Source organism: Arachidicoccus sp. (assembly GCF_050436765.1).
Taxonomy (GTDB): Bacteria; Bacteroidota; Bacteroidia; order Chitinophagales; family Chitinophagaceae; genus Arachidicoccus.
Genome location: NZ_JBNQGD010000386.1, coordinates 1 through 18,041 on the forward strand (window position 1 = coordinate 1; position 18,041 = coordinate 18,041).

Genomic DNA, 18,041 nt, shown 5'->3' on the forward strand with positions numbered 1-18,041 from the left:
GGTAACACTTCCTCAAAGAATAACAATCCTTTTTTGGTTGATCGCATATTTTTTCTACTTCCGTTAACGGACAAAATATACTTTTTTTTCTTGGGTAATCCATGTACCCTAAAGGTATAAGCGCCCGAATTTTTCACAGTCCATGAGATATTCTCGTGACTCCATTGCTGCATCTTCAATAAAAAGGGATGATGATCTTTGCGCTTTATATGCAGAGACAAGCTATCCTGCTTGCCGGGGTAATAGTATAGTTCACCTGGCTTTCCGGAGATGCCAAATGTATTTGTCGAAGTGACAGAATAGAAGGAGGTGGCTATTTTGTAACTATTATTACTCAGTTGAATATGGTAAAGCGTGTCCCTTAAAAGATAAGAAAAACAGGTGCCATCAAGACTTCTGGGAAGGTGGGGCATTAAGACTAATCTATTCCATTTAGGGCGAATCCCATAAATATCTGAATAAAGTGCCGTGATGGTGGTGCAGTTTCCTGATAGGATATCATTACCTAAGCCTTTGCCTGTAAGCCTGCTATAACGCTGAAAGGAAAGACCGTCAGATTTATATTGTTTAAGAAGATTCTTTACATATTTTAAGGCCAAATCTTTATTGAATTTTACATAGGCTTTAATGCCCAGGTAACCCCATGTTAGAAAAATATCTCCATTCTCGTAATTAGGAAATGGCCAATTGCTTTGTGCGACTTCATCGGCTTTAAAAGAATCATAACATAATGGCCAATGAAATAATTTTTCGGCAGAATTTCTTTTTTCTATTTGAGTCAAGATCAATTTTATCCGGTTGGTGTCGTCACAAACACCGTACGCGATGGCCGCGAAATTGACTGGTGTTACAAGATTGTCGCCATGAATGGAGCCGTCGTCGTCTCTCCAGTAAATATATTGTTTTTTCTTTGCCAGCCAAAAGCCGCCTTGCTCAACGGGCTTATTAAAACTGCTTTTGAGTTTTGCCGCGATGTGATCGTATCTGGCCTGTGCACGCGGGTTGCCCAGTAATTTTTCGCACCCCGCCCATTTAATCAGTGCGCCGTACATTTGCGCGTTTACAAATGCATTTTCAAATCCGGCCCAGACGACATCCAGCCAGTCACTCGATTTTTTTTGGCGAATATTTTTATCCACCATCTCAAATAAACCATTATGATTAGAGTCGCGTTGGATTAACCAATTTAGTGCTCGCTCGCAGCTTTGTTGATGTGTACGCAGCCATTTGAGGTTACCATTAATATTAAATAAATCGCCTACGTTTATTACATAACCGGTTTGCGAATCTATCGTGTATCCCCACTTGGTTTCATAATATCCCGTAGAGGAATTGTAAGTTCCTGGCATTTCGTCTCCCGGTTCGTTGTGCCAGCGCGAAAGAACACGCCCATCGGGAAGCATCGCCAAGTCTCGCTCCCGATCTAAAGTGCCAGCTAAATTTTTGGTATAATTACTATCATCTAATGCGAGCGCTATCTGTGCGAAGAAGGGTTCGTGTAGGCATTTCCAATTAGTTAGCCAGCCATTTCCGCCGACAATATTATTGTCAACGACTCCATAGCGCGCGGTCGTATTCAACAATTCTCTAACAGCCGTGGCATCAATACTTTTTAAATCCCCTCTGCTATATTTTTTATAATAATTGATATAGCTAATTTCAAATTGTGCCGATATTATTCCTTTTTTTACACAGAACGGTGCAAAGACATCTGATTTTTCTGAGACAAAACGGCTAAGGTTATATCGTTGTTGTAGTGGTTGACTGGTTACTAGTTGCGTACTCGTAAATTCATCGGATGGGCTATGCGAGTATTTCGTTGCTATGCAAGCCCCCATCAAAGCTTTGGCCTGAATAGACAGGCCGTTTCCGGACACTTCATTCCAAAAGACAGTACCGCCTGTATGAACCCCGTAAGTGTCATTGATAGACTTCAGATATTTGCACCATACCATACCCCCATTATCGATAATGCCTCCTTTCCAAACCGAAAGATTCGCAAAATTCCATTTAGGGAAAGCCATGTCTTCGGCATTAAAGCTATTGCTATAATTTCTGCTTAATTGCCAGGCTATGCCGTCTTTTCTCACGGAGAATTTCCAGGTTTCATCAATCTTTATTTTGGTGTCCCCATATTGAATATGGCTGACGGTTACTGTACTATCAGTCACTTGAATTTGTGGAAGGACAAGCGGCATTCTCGAAGTATATAAGTGATCGTTTATTTGAATGCCTGTATATACACCTGAAGGCGATAAGGTGTTTTTTCCTTTTACTTGTAATTCTTTTATATAGCACCCCTGGCTAGCATCGACTATTAATTGAAGATTGTCGTCCCAAGATGTTAAGGTTATTGTATGCGCAGTTTTATTATAAGCTATTTTATTTTTCTCGGGTTTCGACCTAAAACTAAACAATACAAAAGAGAATCCTATTATCGCAACGATCCACTTGTTAACCATGTTATTTAATTTGAAAATTAAAGTTACCGTATAGGAAGGTTTTCTCTGTGATACAAACGACAATTTATTTATACTTTTTGGCATAGTTACTCCATCTTTGTTTTGGAGTTGCATCTGTTAAAGCCACTACATATAGACTCATTGACAATAAGCAAATTTATGGTAGTCGCAGAAATATTGGTATATTTTGACAAATGAAATATGTCTGGTTTTAATAGTAGTCGGTATATTTTTTATGAAGTTGTTGGGGGAAGGGGTGGTGTTTTTATGGACATAACTTTATCGTAGAAAAATAATACAAGGAAAAATCTGGGTTGGTTAATGCAGATGTAAGTCTTGCTATAAATATCAGAAAGTGTAAATAATCGTAATCTAAAAAAAATAGCTTCAATGGCAAAAATGTATTTTCGTAATTATTACCAGGCATTTTTCACTACCCAAACTGTTTTTCATGATATACCTTATGCATGATCTTTTTTTATGGTTTCTACAGAAAGTTAAATGCCGCAATATTTTTTTAATCGTTCTTTTTCTAGTACTTTCTATATGTTTTCAACAACCAATGTATGCTCAAATTCAGAGATACCCATCGATTTCTGCTAATAAAAATGGGGCATTAAATCCCTTTTCTCCGGATCCGATTATAAATTATCACTGGGCTGACCCAAAAGCATCTGATGATTTACAAAGTTATCAGCTAAGGCCTGTTAAGTGGATCATATCAAATCCTGCTAGTTTTAATATGAATGATTTCAAGAAAAGTAATGTCATTGTTGTAAAGGGAAGGGGAGATATATGTTTTGATTTCGGTCAGGAAAACGCAGGCTGGCTTGAGTTTGAATCGGACGATTTAACGGATAGTATAACCATGAGTATCAGTGAATTCAATCAGCCGGCTTATAACGGCTCTTCTCGCAAATTTAAAACGCTCGCCCCCGTAAAACATGGAAACACCTATCGGTTAGAGCTAAACCCTGAACTTTATGAAGGAGTTAGATTTGGTTGGATTCACGTGCTTTCACATCACCATACTTGGCACATTAAAAATTTCAGACTGGTATGTCAGATAAAACCAATTAATTATCAGGGGAGCTTTTCTTGTAGTGATACGCTACTCACGCGCATTTGGTACACAGGCGCATATACGGTCAAATTGAATCTGTTGAAAAATTATTTTGGAGCTATTTTAATGGATCGCGGCGACAGGTTTTCGTGGACGGGAGATGCACACCCCGCTCAGGCTGCGTCCATGGTTGCATTTGGGAACTATGATTTTGTAAGACAAAATATCGCTTATACATCTACTCAAAGTAATGGTATAAAAAGCTATGCGCTTTATTGGGTATTAAGTCTGATTGATTATTATAAACATACTGGTGACACTGCGACACTAGAACACTATATTGCTAATGCCTGTAATAAGCTTGATGAAGCTTATCGTATTTATGGAACCAATCCTAATTTGGAATTTTATGGATGGGATGAGCGCTTGGGTGCAGGATTTGAACATCCTAATAGCTTAGAAACCCAAAATGCTTACAAAATGCTTTCTATACGTGCCTGGAAAGCATTTGCGGCTGTCATGCATTCTTGCAAAAGAACTGATCTTCAGCATAAATACGACAACTATGCAAGGGAAAAAATGGATGCATTCCGGGCGGACAGTTCTTGGTTTAAGTCTGTTGGGCTTCACGCAGGTGCCGATGCCATTACAACAGGTCTTTTGAGAGCTAACGAAAAGAAAGCAATTTATGAGCAAAGCTTTACCAACCGGATAAACCGTGTTTCTTTTTCCCCTTTCAATCAGTATTTTGTAATCCAGGCTTTCGCTTTATTAAATAAATATGATGACGCGCTAAGCTCTATTCGTGATTTATGGGGCGGGCAAATCAAATACGGGGCGACTACATTTTTTGAAGACTATCGCCCATCCTGGAATGCAATCATTCGTCACAATGGGCCAGTGCCAAATAATCAGTGCGGTTTTACCAGTTTGTGCCATCCTTGGGGCGCAGGTGTTACCAAATGGTTGAGCGAAGAGGTGTTAGGAATCAAGCCTACGTCACCGGGCTTTGCAACTTTTGCTATCATTCCGCATCTGGGTAGAACGCTTACAAGGGTTTCTGGAAAAATGCCAACCCCTAAAGGTATTATCGGTGCAAGTTTTAATGTTGCTTCTGGATTTTGTACTTTATCAATACCTAGCGGTACCGTTGGTAGAGTTGGTATTCCAAAGATTGAAAAAAATATTTCCCGCATACAGATAAATGGTGTTTTAGTATGGGATGGTCGTTATCATTCAATGGCTCGTATAGCTAACGCTGAACAGGATGATCAGTTCGTTTACTTTATAGGTGTACAACCTGGCCACTATAAGATCCAAGTCGTATATCGGGGCGTTACCCCACATTATATAGAACCGCCTATATATTATCCTGCCAAATACATTGGCCTCGATTCAACGACCCAGGGGAGCTGGGGCGGCGTTCATGGGAAAGATGGTTATGTATTGTGCAACTATGACGGTAATGGACATGATAAGCAATTGCTCCCTTCCTATGTGGCCTCTGTTCACTATTATAACATAAATAGCAATCATCTTCCGCTCCATATTATTTGGCAGGCAAATAACCATGATAATAGAGCGCTTGCTCCCAATGCCTTCAACAGTTTCCCCAGGACAGCGGCTTGTTTATATGCTATGGGTGGTGATCAGGTAGGTTATACTTTTACGACTACCATTGCTTTAAAAAATGAAAGAGAATATAGGGTTTCCTTGTATTTTGTCGATTGGGATAATAAAGGTAGACAAATGGAAATAGAAATGTTTGACGCAACAACTCTGAACCTTATCGCCCCGCCAAAAATTGTAAGAGATTGCCATGGAGGTGTCTACATCACTTATTCATATAACAACTCGGTTAAATTTAGAATTAACATGGTTCGAGGCGACAATGCCGTACTCAGCGGGATATTTTTTGACTCCCCACCCAAGTAAACTTATAAGTTTTCACTGAGGTTTATAAAATAAAGAGCAATTGAACCGTGTTTTTTTGAATAGGAATAAATAATCTTCTAGTAGACATCTCAAATGCTTATTAAACACGCCTGTAAAATTAATTTCAAAGGATTTAAGAACGACATAAACTCATATAAATGTCATAGGTTTTATACTTTTTGATATATTTTTCCTTTGAATAAAATTGATGGGGCGATTGAAAATGTCATGAGAAAGTGGTAAAGAATCGTCCGACTCTACTTAATTAAATCTTCTTGTTATGCCCTTAGAGCTGTTTATTATCAATGGATTGGCTAGCCGGTAACTGTTAAAATTAACAATAAAAATTAGAGTGGTCTTTCTGGTGTCTGCTGAAAAAAAGTCACTTAAGTTAAGATGACCTCTGCTATGACGGATACAGTAAGGGATAGTTGATAAAATCGTTGATTCTAATTTAGCATACGAAATAACATTAGTATGTTAAAATAGTTCACCTTTTAAATCTACAGAATAAATGAGCAGATTTTTCACAAACAAATCGCTTAGCAACTTCAACAAGGCGATGCATCCTTTTCAGGGAGATGAGTTTTCGTTTTCTCGCCATGTTGCAAAGCGAGCAATCTTAAGAATTTGCCTTGCAATCTCGCTACTGTTTCTTGTATCTATTAAAGAACTTTACGCACAGACAAAAAATGTTACAGGAACAGTGACGGATAGTACGGGTCAGATATTGGCTGGAGTTAGTGTGTCATTAGCAGGAACCACGAGAGGGAATATTACAAATGACCAGGGCCAATATCACCTAAATGCCCCGGAAAACGGCACACTTATTTTTAGTCGCGTAGGTTTCCAATCAAAGTCTGTACTTATTAACCAATATAATTCGTCCGTTATAAATGTTGTTTTGGCATTGGAACGAAATAATAATCTTAATGATGTGATTGTAATAGGCTATGGTACGCAGAGAAAGAAAGATGTCACCGGATCCATCAGCCAGCTGAATGCAACCGAGGTTAAAGATATGCCCGTAAACAATGCTGGGCAACAAATGCAAGGGAAAATGGCAGGTGTGCAAATTAATCAAAATACTGGCCAACCCGGAGCGAATCTGTCTATTCGAATAAGGGGGGCCGCTTCTATCAATGCAGGTAATAATCCATTGATTGTTATAGATGGATTTCCAACAATTAATGGCTTTGAAACGATAAGCCCTAGTGATATTGAAAGTATCTCCGTCTTAAAGGATGCATCCGCTGCAGCTCTTTATGGTTCGAGAGCCGCTAGTGGTGTTATTCTTATTACCACCAAACATGCTAAAGCTGGTGAGCAAAATATAGCTTTTACTGCATATACAGGATTGCAAACTGTTTCAAAAAGAGGCCGGCCTGACTTAATGAATGCGCAGGAGTTTGCCGAATTTAAGAAAGAATATTATGAAGACGCTGCTACTTATGAAGGGTATACGGGAGGTGTTCCGCAACAATACCAAGACCCTTCACAATATAGTGCCAAACAGGGTACCGACTGGTTTTCTGTCTTATTAAGAAATGCCTTGACGCAAGATTATAACCTTTCGCTTTCATCGGGAACAAAAAAATTGAAATCAGTAGTTAACTTGGACTACAACCGACAAAATGGAGTCATGCTTAATCAATGGGCAGAGCGTTTTTCAGGCAGAGCCAATGTTTCTTATGACATAACAGATAAGTTGCGCTTTGGAATCAATCTTGACATTATTTATAGAAATCAAAATATTACGCCGGGTTTGGGCGAGGGTCGTAACATTATTCAACAGGCATATCTGACTGATCCCACCGTTAACTATAAGAACCCGGATGGTACTTATCCCATTGGCTTTGATCAACCCGGAATGTTTAATGTACCCAACTGGTATCGGGTTCTAGAGCTATCGGTAAATAAAAATAGCAATCTGACACTGATCACTAATGCTTATGCATCTTATGAGATTGCAAATGGACTAAAATATAAAATAAGCGCAAATGTCAACAGTGATTATGGTATCGCTAGATCTTTCAGTCCTTCCACTATTAATGGGGGAGCTCAACCGGGACCCTCTGCTTCGGCAGATTATAATACTGGCAACAATTCTACCTGGCTGATTGAAAATACGCTTACATACAATAAAAAGATAGGCAAGCACAATTTTGAAGCACTCGCAGGGTATAGTACCCAGAAAACAAACGCCGAGGGTTCTTCTATTAATGGGTCGCAATTTCCAAGTGACGATGTGCAATGGTTGAACGTTGCGGCTACACGGTTGGGAAATGTTAGCGATAATCAATATGCTCTAATTTCTTATTTTGGTAGAGTAAACTATAATTATAACGAAAAATATATCCTCTCTTTGGCTTATAGGAGTGATGGTTCTTCTCAATTTGGTTCAAATAATAAATTCGGTAGCTTCCCGTCTATCTCAGGGGGGTGGATTGTTTCGGATGAGCATTTTATGAAGTCCGTGACGGCAGTTAATTTTCTAAAATTGAGGGCGAGTTGGGGAAAGGTCGGTAATAACAACATTGGCGATTATACTTATCTATCCGGAATTAATCAAAGTAACTATGTATTCAATAATACGTTAGCATCCGGCAGTCAACCCGCTGGAATTGGGAATGAGAATTTAACTTGGGAAACTACGCAAGGGTATGACCTTGGCCTCGACTTAGAATTATTTAATAATCGCATTTCTTTTACGTATGATTATTATTGGAAGAAGACAAACGGTCTCTTATATGCCATTAATATTCCTTCTCAATCAGGTTTTAGTAGTGTGAACTCCAATATTGGACGTTTTGACTTTTGGGGTCATGAATTTAGCATTCAATCCAAAAATATTGTAGGAAGACTAAATTGGACAACATCTTTTAATATTTCATTTGACCGGAATTTAGTAAAAAAATTAAGCACTAATAATGCTCCGATAGGCGGCTATCAGTTGTACTGGGATGACAACCGCACTGCAGTGGGTCATCCAATCGGGTTATTTTATGGGTATATAAACACGGGAGTATATATGACGGAACAAGAATTTGAAACGGAACCACATGATGCTACTGCAATGGTAGGTACGGCCAGATTTAAAGATATTAACAGAGATGGGGTCATAGACGAAAAAGATAGAACCTGGATAGGAAATCCTAATCCTAATTTTATTTATGGAATGACCAATAAAATAAGTTACGAAAAATTTGATCTTTCGCTTGTGGTGGCAGGCAGTGTAGGCAATGATATCGCCGACGATGCTTTTCAATCTACCGAAAATTTGGATGGCGTATTTAATGTAAGGAAAGGAGTCGCTAAAAGATGGCGTTCAGAAGCCGATCCTGGTGATGGAATTTATCCTAGAACACGCTCGGGTACAACAGCCGATTTTAGAAATTTCACCAGTCGTCAGGTTTTTAGCGGAACTTATATAATGGGTAAAAATTTGACATTGGGCTACACTTTTAACGTTAGCAAATCAACCACCTTTAAGAGCGCAAGAATATATTTTAGTGCGCAGAACTTTTTTACATTGACAAAATATCCAGGAATGAACCCCGAAATAGGGTACGCAGGATTGAATGGCTTGAACCAGGGGCGCGATTTCACGGCATTCCCAATTGCAAAAACGTATGCGTTAGGTATTAATGTAAACTTTTAAATTTTAAACTATGACAAAAAAATATTTTTATCTTACAATGATAATTGCGCTTAGCCTTATCTCTTGTAAAAAGTCATTTTTGACATTATCTCCTCCGACGTCCCTGACTTCTTCAACATTTTATCAAACTGAAGACCAGTTTGAACAAGCATTGAATGCGGCATATGTTCCTCTTCGTGGCCTCGTGCACGCTGCTATATATATGGATGAAATGCGCTCTGATAATACATTCTTTACTCGTTATGCAGCAAACCGTGGTTTTGAAACAAGTACCGAGTGTCTTCCAGAATTTCTTGACAATTCAACTTCGAGCGCACAGCAGAACTCTCCGGGAGATCGCTATTCCATAGCTTACTCGGGCATTGCTTATGTTAATGTTATTCTAGATCATCTTAGTCAATCTAAGCTGGCGTCGAGCTTTAAAGATTCAATTGCAGGGGAGGCCCTTTTTCTTAGAGCTTTTTATTATTATGATTTGGTAACACATTACGGTGGTGTCCCTTTGCAATTAACAGAGATCACGAATCCACAACAAGCTTTCCAGCCACGTGATTCTGTAGTAACAGTTTATGCTCAGATTATTAAAGATTTGCAGCAAGCAATTCCTAAGCTATCAATCCCCACTACTTTCCCTCAGAGTGGGCGTGCTACGCAAGGCGCAGCAAAAATGTTGTTGGCCTATGCTTATATGTCTGAACCACAAAAAGAGTATGCTAAAGCAGAATCGGCATTGCTGGATATTACTAAAATGCACTATGCATTATTGCCGGACTATGCTTCTGTTTTCGATCCCAATAATAAAAATAATGAAGAATCAATTTTTGAAGTGCAGTATATGTCTGATCTCACCACGGGTCAACAAAGTAATTTCGCTTGGATTTTTGCACCTAAAACATTAAACCCTCAATTTTTGATGGGATATAATGGTAGCTCAATGAATATCTTTAGTGGTTGGAATGTGCCCACTCAGGAAATGGTGGATTCATACGAGCCCGGGGATAAAAGATTGGACGCTTCCATTGATGTTGTGGAAGGGACGATAAGTGGGGTAGAGGATTTTACAGCGACCGCTATTAAAAGCCCTGTAGGATATCATCCCACCCCTGGACAAGCCTTCTTTTATATGATTAAAAAATATTATCATCCGCCTTATATTGCAGAATTCAATACGCCGGATGATTGGCCAGTATTCCGTTATGCCGGGACATTATTATTACTGTCTGAGTGTCTCGTAGATGAAAATAAAAATGCTGAAGCATTACCTTATTTAAATCAAGTTCGTTCAAGAGCCGGATTGCCGCCGTTGACTACGGCAACAAAAGACAATGTAGCGAATGAGACAAGGCATGAATTAGCTTTCGAGAACCATCGCTGGACAGATTTAATCAGAATGGGGACTGCTATACCTATTGTTACGGCTAAAGGAGATCGTTTAAAGACTATTTATCCTTGGTTACTACCGACTTCGTTTAATGTTACGCAAGATAAACTGATTTATCCTATACCAGATAGAGAGTTACAGGTGAATACACTTCTCACTCAAAATCCCGGGTATTAAAGGTGTCGAACAGCAGCAGCGCAGGCTGATTTGACTTCAGTCATTTTTAGGTTGATATATTTTGAAAACTTCTTCTTCGCAGAGAATATAATATTGCGTTATAAGCCACAAAGTCCTATGATTTTGTGGCTTTTTTGGACTTGTGACTGTTGACAAAAGGACTATATAGGGCACTTTAATATATTCAAAAAACAATGTTTGCTGATTGCCAACTCTAATAAAGAGTGATATTTATCCTGTTGAGATGTTATAACTAATTTGATCTATATTTTAAATATGCTACGCTAGTGCTTAGGTACATAGGCATTAGCCTCGAATGGAAGTAATGCTTCATAGATAATGATTATTTTTGACCCATATTTTACATCCTAAGCAAAATATACCTGGGATAGCTAAAAGCCATTCATACACTTTATTTTTGTGTGTCGGCCGTAGGTGAACAGCCAAACAACTAAAGTTTTTTTGACTTCATACTTCACAGCCGCCGCTTACTACTTAGAAGTGTTAGAATTCTTACAATTTGTCCATACCTGTACGCGCAAGTCCCTAAACAGAAGAAATAAAGAAATGGAAAAAGCTAATAAAAGCTATAGAAAAATACGGTTGAATTTAGGCCTTACCCAAGAAGAATATCAGATAATTACCAATAACTTCAATCAAACAATGGATAGAAGAATACCTGATTATATCCGGAAGGTACTCTTGGGAAAACCAATGATTGGCTGTTATCGCAACCGGACAATGGATGACTTGATGAATGTTTTAGTAGGGTTGAAAAATGAGTTGAACAGTATCGTCAATACCTATAACCAGACTTTTAAGCTGTTAAGTACGGTAGAACAAATAACAGAAGACAAATCTTGAATTTTACGATATGAAAGGGATAAGGAGAAACTCATTTCGCAGATAGATTTGATTAAAGATTGCATCACAAAAATAGCAGAGAAATGGTTACTGTAATTAATTCGAGCAAAAACCTGAATCATATTTTTTACTATAATGAAAATAAAGTAAAAGAAGATATTGCACGCTCTATATTGGCGGTGAATTATCCGATGGAAATAGAAAATTTAAGCACGGATCAAAGGCTTAAGTTTCTAAGAAAGTTTACCTCTCTGAATGAAAACGTAAAATGGAATAGTGTGCATATCTCTATCAATTTTCATGAAAAAGATAGACTGAATGAAAGCTTATTTAAAATGATTTCTCAGGAATATATGCAGCAAATTGGTTTTGGACAACAACCGTATTTGGTTTATCAACATTTTGATGCAGCGCATCCGCATTTGCATATTGTTACCACCTGCATCCAAGCCAATGGCAAATGCATTCGCATGTTTAATTTAGGAAAAATACAATCTGAGAATGCCAGAAAAAATATTGAAATAATCTATCATTTAATGAAGGCATCTGACGCCGCAAAAGCTAGGCCAAATACACTGAAAACGGCCGATGTGTTGCGTGCACAATATGGTGACCAATCAACTAAAGTCGCTATTCAAAATGTATTGGACAAGGTATTGTTTTCATTTAAATACAGTAACCTTATTGAACTTAACGCTATTTTAAATCAATACAATATTTTGGCGACCAGAGGTAGAGAGAATTCTTGGATTTATAGAAACAATGGGTTGATGTATTGCATTTTAAATGAGAAGGGAAGCCGGGTAAGTATGCCTATTAAATCCAGCGTTTTTTTTAATAAACCTACCTTGAAATTCTTATCAGAAAGATTCGCCATTAATGAAAAAGAAAAATGAAAGTATAAGTCGGTACTCAAGGCAAAAATTGATTTTGCGTTGCTAGATAAAAAGAAAACTACCATTAAATACCTGCAAAATGAACTCAGATTGGCAGGTATTGAAATGGTGTTTCATCAAAATAAAGAAGGGGGTATTGATGATCTTACTTATATTGATTACAACACAAAGGTTGTTGTTAACTGTAGCTTTTTAGATGAAACATATAGCGTAAAAGGTTTATTGGAAAGGGTGTCGTCCGGGTTGGGGATTTCGCCAGAAAAAGAAAATATCAAAAGCATCGCCAAGAAAATGGAGCAGAAGATATTAATGCGAAAACAACGCCTTTATTATGGACAATAGAACCTATTGAAAGGGTAATGCATGACACTGCGCGTATAACCCAAAAGGGGTCTGGTCATTCCAAAAAACTGCGGGGGATATTCTCCGCAAGGCAGAGTGGGAATACTATAGGGTCTTATGGATTAAGCGATAAGCTTTATATAAATAAACGTCAAAAGATTACTCTTTAAGATGTTTAGATAATTTGCAAATTGCGAAGAATTACGAATGAATGGGTTCCATAATTTGCAGCTTCATTTTCTGAATTCTCTCTGCACGAATTAATTACTACCTATGCAAACAGGAGAAAACGAACAAGCGCTGCGCAAGATAATAGATATGACTAGGTGGGTTGCTATTTTTATTTTGGTACTTCATTGCTATTATTTTTGTTACGCCGCCTTTAAACTAAAGCATTGGACAACGGCTTTTACCGATCATTTTTTGACGAATATGCAGGCTACAGGACTCTTTCATTCTTTCAATTTTTCCAAATGACTGGTCCTTGTTTTTTTATTTATTTCTTTGATGGGAGCGAAGGGTAAAAAATCAGAAAAGCTACAAGTAAAGACAGCTATTCTTTACTTGAGCCTGGGATTGTTTTTCTATTTCGTAAGCTGCCTCATTTTTGCCCTATGCCTTTCCATCACGACGTTAGCGGTTGCTTACGTAAGTATTACATTTTTTGGTTTCCTTTTATTATTGACTGGTGGAACTTTGTTGTCCCGCCTAATTAAAAACAAGTTATCCAATAAAGATATTTTTAATCACGAAAACGAAACTTTTCCGCAAGAAGAACGATTGTTAAACAATGAGTTTTCTGTTAATTTACCGGCGTGTTATCAATTAAAAACAATAACAAAAAGCAGTTGGATAAATATCATCAATCCTTTTCGAGGATTGTTGGTATTGGGATCTCCGGGTTCCGGCAAATCTTATTTTGTGATACGTCACGTCATCACCCAACATATTCAGAAGGGATTTTCTATGTTCATCTATGATTTTAAATTTGATGACTTATCCATTATTGCCTACAACAGTTTTCTACAATATAGACATCTCTATCAAACGACTCCTTCTTTTTACACCATCAATTTTGATGATCTGAGCAAATCCAATCGCTGTAATCCTTTGGAGCAAGAGGGGATGAAAGATATTACGGATGCAGTAGAGTCGGCCCGAACAATACTGATGGGGCTCAATAGAGAATGGATAAAACGGCAAGGGGACTTTTTCGTGGAGTCACCGATTAATTTTTTAACGGCCATTATCTGGTATTTGCGTAAATACAAACAGGGAGAATACTGCACTCTTCCACACGTCATTGAATTGATGCAGATCGGCTATGATGAACTCTTTACATTGCTTAGGACAGAAAAAGAAATTGAAGTTTTAATTAACCCTTTTATAACCGCTTACTTAAACGATGTGATGGAGCAATTGGAAGGTCAAATAGCCGCGGCTAAAATATCTATGGCAAAGCTAGCTTCTCCTCAAATATATTATGTTTTATCGGGCAATGATTTCTCTTTAGATATTAATAACCCTGGTGCACCAAAAATAGTTTGTATGGGTAACAGCCCGCAGAAAGTACAGATTTATGGAGCAGTACTTTCTTTGTATGTCAATAGGCTTATCAAAGTCGTCAACCAAAAAGATAAATTGAAGAGCAGTTTGATCTTTGATGAGTTCCCGACCATTTATCTAAACAATATGGACGGATTGATTGCAACAGCCAGAAGCAATAAAGTGGCGACCTGTCTCGGTCTTCAGGACTTTAGTCAGTTGCGTAAAGATTATGGCAGAGAGCAGGCTGATGTAATAATGAATATCACTGGCAACATCATTAGTGGACAAGTGTCCGGGGATACGGCGAGACAATTGTCGGAAAGATTTGGTAAGATTATGCAGGATAGGGAGAGTATTTCAATCAATGATAATGGCATTTCTATTACGCGCTCCAAACAATTAGAGGCAGCTGTACCGCCTTCCAAGATAGCGACACTCAGTTCTGGTAAATTTGTAGGTGTGGTCGCTGATGATCCGCAATGTAAAATTGACTTAAAAGCTTTTCACGCGGAGATTATTAACGACCATAAATCATTAGCGAAAGAGCAGCAGCATTACAAACCCATACCGGTTATTGGAAATCTTAGCCAGGACATTGTGCAAAATAATTTTTTACAAATCAAACGCGATATTCAAGAAATTATACAATCAGAAATGGTAAGGCTGATGAACGACCCGGAGCAAATGCATAAGATTGTTAAAAAACACAAAGGCTAATAAAGGTCATTCCTACAGTGAAAATAATTGATAAAATAATCGAACGAGATGTAAGAGTTTATCCTTGCTATTCCAATAACGAATAAAAAACAATGCTGAACTAGTTATGTTATAAATTATACTGGGCTTCTTTAAAATCCTTTGTAAAAGACATACCATATATTCTTTCCCCAATCTATTTTTGGGGATTAATTAGTGTAAATATTCTTGTTATTTAATTTTTCTTCTTGTTAAGATAAATATCTTACCCTTCCTTTCTTAGGGATGGCAAATACGGAAGTTTTTTTGTGGCTGCGATAATAATAGGAAAATAGGTATTATTCCGATTGTTTATGAATGATATATCATTAATTTGCGGTGTCTGGTGATTATAGCAAATGAAAAAACCCCACCGTAACGAATTACAGATGGGGTTTCTATGGGTAAAAAAAGTTTATGCAAATTTCTTTGCATCTTCTAAGAATTTAGCCAATCCAATATCAGTTAAAGGATGTTTTAATAAGCCTAAAATCGGTTCTAACGGCGAAGTGACTACATCGGCGCCAGCTTCTGCACATTGGATAATGTGATTGCTGTTGCGGATAGAAGCCGCCAAAATCTCAGTATCGTAACCCTGGATAGTATAGATTTCAGCAATTTGAGAAATCAATTGAATGCCTTCCCAGCCACTATCGTCGATACGACCAATAAATGGTGAAACATATGCTGCACCTGCTTTGGCAGCCAAGATAGCTTGACCAGCAGAGAATACCAGCGTACAGTTGGTGCGAATACCGTTATCTGTGAACCATTTAATGGCTTTCACGCCATCTTTGATCATAGGGATTTTTACAACAATATTTTTGTGAATAGCAGCTAATTTTTTGCCTTCTTCAACCATTCCATTAAAATCTGTAGAAACAACTTCAGCACTGATGTCTCCGTCAACTATTTCGCAAATGGTTTTATAATGTTTGACAACTGCTTTGTGACCTTTAATGCCTACTTTGGCCATTAAAGAGGGGTTTGTAGTGACACCATCAAGAATTCCCAAATCATTGGCTTCTTTGATTTGCTCTAAATCGGCTGTGTCGATAAAAAATTTCATCGCTTAATTTGTTTAATGTTTAATGAATAATGATTTAATTACCTCATATTAAGAATAGGATGTAATTGAAAGTAAAGGTAAAGATAAAATTGAAATAGCAGCGTTAAATTGCTAATAAGAAGAGATAAAAAGGCAGGCTACTTACATCGCACCGCTACAACCGCCTACTCTTGCTGCCTTCCGACCCTGGGAGATTTAGCAGGAGCTGGTCGTGTAAGACCTGCCGGCTGCAAAAGTAAGGAATAACTCCATACTTCCCAATTTTTGAAGCTAAAAACAAAATAAAAAAAACCCGTTATGAAACGGGTTCTTATAAATTTAACGCCTTTAAGATTAAGTGACTAGAATTCTTTTTTTGCTGCTCCGTCTGCAATTGCTTTTAAGGCATTTGTTTCACTAAGGATAGCGCTCATTTTATTTCCTTTCCCATCATTACCTTTAGCTATATACCCACCTCTGGATGTTTTGGAAATTACAGCATCATGCATTGGTACATTTTTTTCTTTTGTTTTTAAACAATAGGCTTTAATTAATTTTGAAGTGTCCATCATTTTTGTTTTTAAATTGAATAATACGGATTTTTATAGAGCATTTAATCACATTATGCGATATTCCATAGTGTCATATGAGGATAAATATAAGGGTATTTTGGTTATTTTCTACTTTTACCTCTTATTTTTTGAATAAAAAAAGTTTATTTCACTAATAGCTAGTGCTTAAGATTCCAATAAGTTCAAATGCAACTGATTGAAATTCTGCAGGGATGATAGTTTCAAATTTGCTGCAGACCAGCGTTCTTCTTTATACTGATGGTAGCTTGGTACCACCACACACTGCATGCGTGCAGCCAGTACGGCAATCATTCCGTTGAAAGAATCTTCAAAGCAAATACATTCTGTGGGGGTGCTCCCGAGCGCCGTAGCGCAGTTAAGATACACCTGTGGGTGCGGCTTTCCATTCATCAATGTTTCGGCAGAGGCAATTGCATGTAAATAATCTTTTATTCCTAACATCTCTACGACCAGATTAATAAGTGAGATGGAGGAGGAAGAGGCAATGCCTATTTTGAAATTTTGCTCGCGAAAGAAATTAAAAATATGGGTTACACCAGGCATCACTTTTCCTCTTGCTTGCACTTTTTGCATCACGGATTTCAATATTTTTTCTTCTGCAAGGCTATATTCGTTTTCATTGATTTTATGTTTTGTGAACCACCAGCTTACAAACTCGCGTGTACGCAATCCGGTGGTACTTAAATACTGTGCATCATTTAATACAATGTTATATTGTCCAAAAATTTCTTGAGCGGCTTCTTTCCATAAAGGTTCACTATCTATGAGTAGACCATCCATATCGAAAATTACTGTTGTAAGGTGCATCTAAATTTGTCTGTTTAATCAATTAAATTTTTCTTGTGTTTTGTTTCATTATAACTATGCTTCCAACGACGGTGGCTCCATAGATAATTTGGAGGATCTTGTCGAACGACATTCTCAATGAGAGCAACTGTTTTTTTTGTTATTTCTCCGCGTTGCATCTCTCTCGCCGCCTTAGTAAGAATTGTTAATTCAGTGGTATAAAACCCACGTTTTAAGCGTTTTATGTTGCAAAAAATTATGGCATTGTTCGCTAATCTTGCGTTAGTATCGGCGCCTTTTGCGAAGGCGGATTTTTGTCCAAAAAAATCCAACCAAAAAGCACTGTCCACAAATCTCGGGCTTTGATCTGCTACTAATACAAAAGCTTTTTGCTGCGAAATATATGGTTTAAACTGCTCTTTAAATTTGTAGGTATCAATGAGTTTCGTTCCAAAGCGTGATCGTATTTTTTGCATTAATCTTTCTAACGTTTTATTGTTTACGTGCGCATAGACGACCAACTGGGTGAAAGGATTATGCAGTGAATACG

General features: G+C 37.7%; 11 protein-coding genes, 1 other RNA gene and 1 pseudogene. 7 read left to right on the forward strand and 6 right to left on the reverse strand.

All coding sequences use genetic code 11. From position 1 onward, the window contains the following. The coding region (locus ACQR30_RS16155; RefSeq protein WP_429736792.1) for a hypothetical protein at window positions 1-2,462 on the reverse strand (2,462 nt) is incomplete at its 3' end. A gap of 562 nt (window positions 2,463-3,024) precedes the next feature. Here ACQR30_RS16155 and ACQR30_RS16160 point away from each other — a divergent pair. The 7 genes and pseudogenes from ACQR30_RS16160 to mobC all read left to right on the forward strand — a co-directional run bounded on the left by ACQR30_RS16160 (window position 3,025) and on the right by mobC (window position 15,046). Further along, the gene (locus tag ACQR30_RS16160; RefSeq protein ID WP_429736793.1) at window positions 3,025-5,460 is read left to right on the forward strand and encodes an alpha-L-rhamnosidase C-terminal domain-containing protein; all 2,436 of its coding nucleotides are present in this window, start codon (window positions 3,025-3,027) and stop codon (window positions 5,458-5,460) included. A 514-nt stretch (window positions 5,461-5,974) separates the two neighbouring features. Then, window positions 5,975-9,121, forward strand: coding sequence for a SusC/RagA family TonB-linked outer membrane protein (locus tag ACQR30_RS16165; protein ID WP_429736794.1), 3,147 nt, complete (start codon window positions 5,975-5,977; stop codon window positions 9,119-9,121). A 10-nt stretch (window positions 9,122-9,131) separates the two neighbouring features. Continuing rightward, the gene (locus ACQR30_RS16170; protein WP_429736795.1) at window positions 9,132-10,679 is read left to right on the forward strand and encodes a RagB/SusD family nutrient uptake outer membrane protein; all 1,548 of its coding nucleotides are present in this window, start codon (window positions 9,132-9,134) and stop codon (window positions 10,677-10,679) included. Window positions 10,680-11,141: 462 nt separating this feature from the next. Further along, a complete protein-coding gene (locus ACQR30_RS16175) occupies window positions 11,142-11,543 on the forward strand; it encodes a plasmid mobilization protein (RefSeq protein WP_429736796.1) in 402 nt (133 codons plus the stop codon). A gap of 83 nt (window positions 11,544-11,626) precedes the next feature. Next, window positions 11,627-12,439, forward strand: coding sequence for a relaxase/mobilization nuclease domain-containing protein (locus ACQR30_RS16180; protein WP_429736797.1), 813 nt, complete (start codon window positions 11,627-11,629; stop codon window positions 12,437-12,439). Window positions 12,440-12,478: 39 nt separating this feature from the next. Next, window positions 12,479-12,781 carry a hypothetical protein gene (locus ACQR30_RS16185; protein WP_429736798.1) on the forward strand — a complete coding sequence of 101 codons (303 nt, stop codon included), beginning with the start codon at window positions 12,479-12,481 and terminating at the stop codon, window positions 12,779-12,781. Window positions 12,782-13,054: 273 nt separating this feature from the next. Further along, window positions 13,055-15,046 (forward strand): annotated as a pseudogene (gene mobC / locus ACQR30_RS16190) (conjugal transfer protein MobC). A 433-nt stretch (window positions 15,047-15,479) separates the two neighbouring features. Here mobC and fsa read toward each other — a convergent pair. From fsa to ACQR30_RS16215, 5 genes are all read right to left on the reverse strand, one after another. Next, window positions 15,480-16,133, reverse strand: a complete 654-nt coding sequence (fsa, locus tag ACQR30_RS16195) for a fructose-6-phosphate aldolase (protein ID WP_429736799.1) — start codon at window positions 16,131-16,133, stop codon at window positions 15,480-15,482. Window positions 16,134-16,260: 127 nt separating this feature from the next. After that, window positions 16,261-16,359, reverse strand: an RNA gene (ffs, locus tag ACQR30_RS16200) — signal recognition particle sRNA small type. A 115-nt stretch (window positions 16,360-16,474) separates the two neighbouring features. Continuing rightward, the gene (locus tag ACQR30_RS16205) at window positions 16,475-16,684 is read right to left on the reverse strand and encodes a hypothetical protein (RefSeq protein WP_429736800.1); all 210 of its coding nucleotides are present in this window, start codon (window positions 16,682-16,684) and stop codon (window positions 16,475-16,477) included. Between the two features lie 165 nt (window positions 16,685-16,849). Further along, the gene (hxpB, locus tag ACQR30_RS16210) at window positions 16,850-17,512 is read right to left on the reverse strand and encodes a hexitol phosphatase HxpB (RefSeq protein ID WP_429736801.1); all 663 of its coding nucleotides are present in this window, start codon (window positions 17,510-17,512) and stop codon (window positions 16,850-16,852) included. Between the two features lie 14 nt (window positions 17,513-17,526). Continuing rightward, window positions 17,527-18,041: lysophospholipid acyltransferase family protein (locus ACQR30_RS16215; RefSeq protein WP_429736802.1), on the reverse strand; the 515-nt coding region annotated here is incomplete at its 5' end.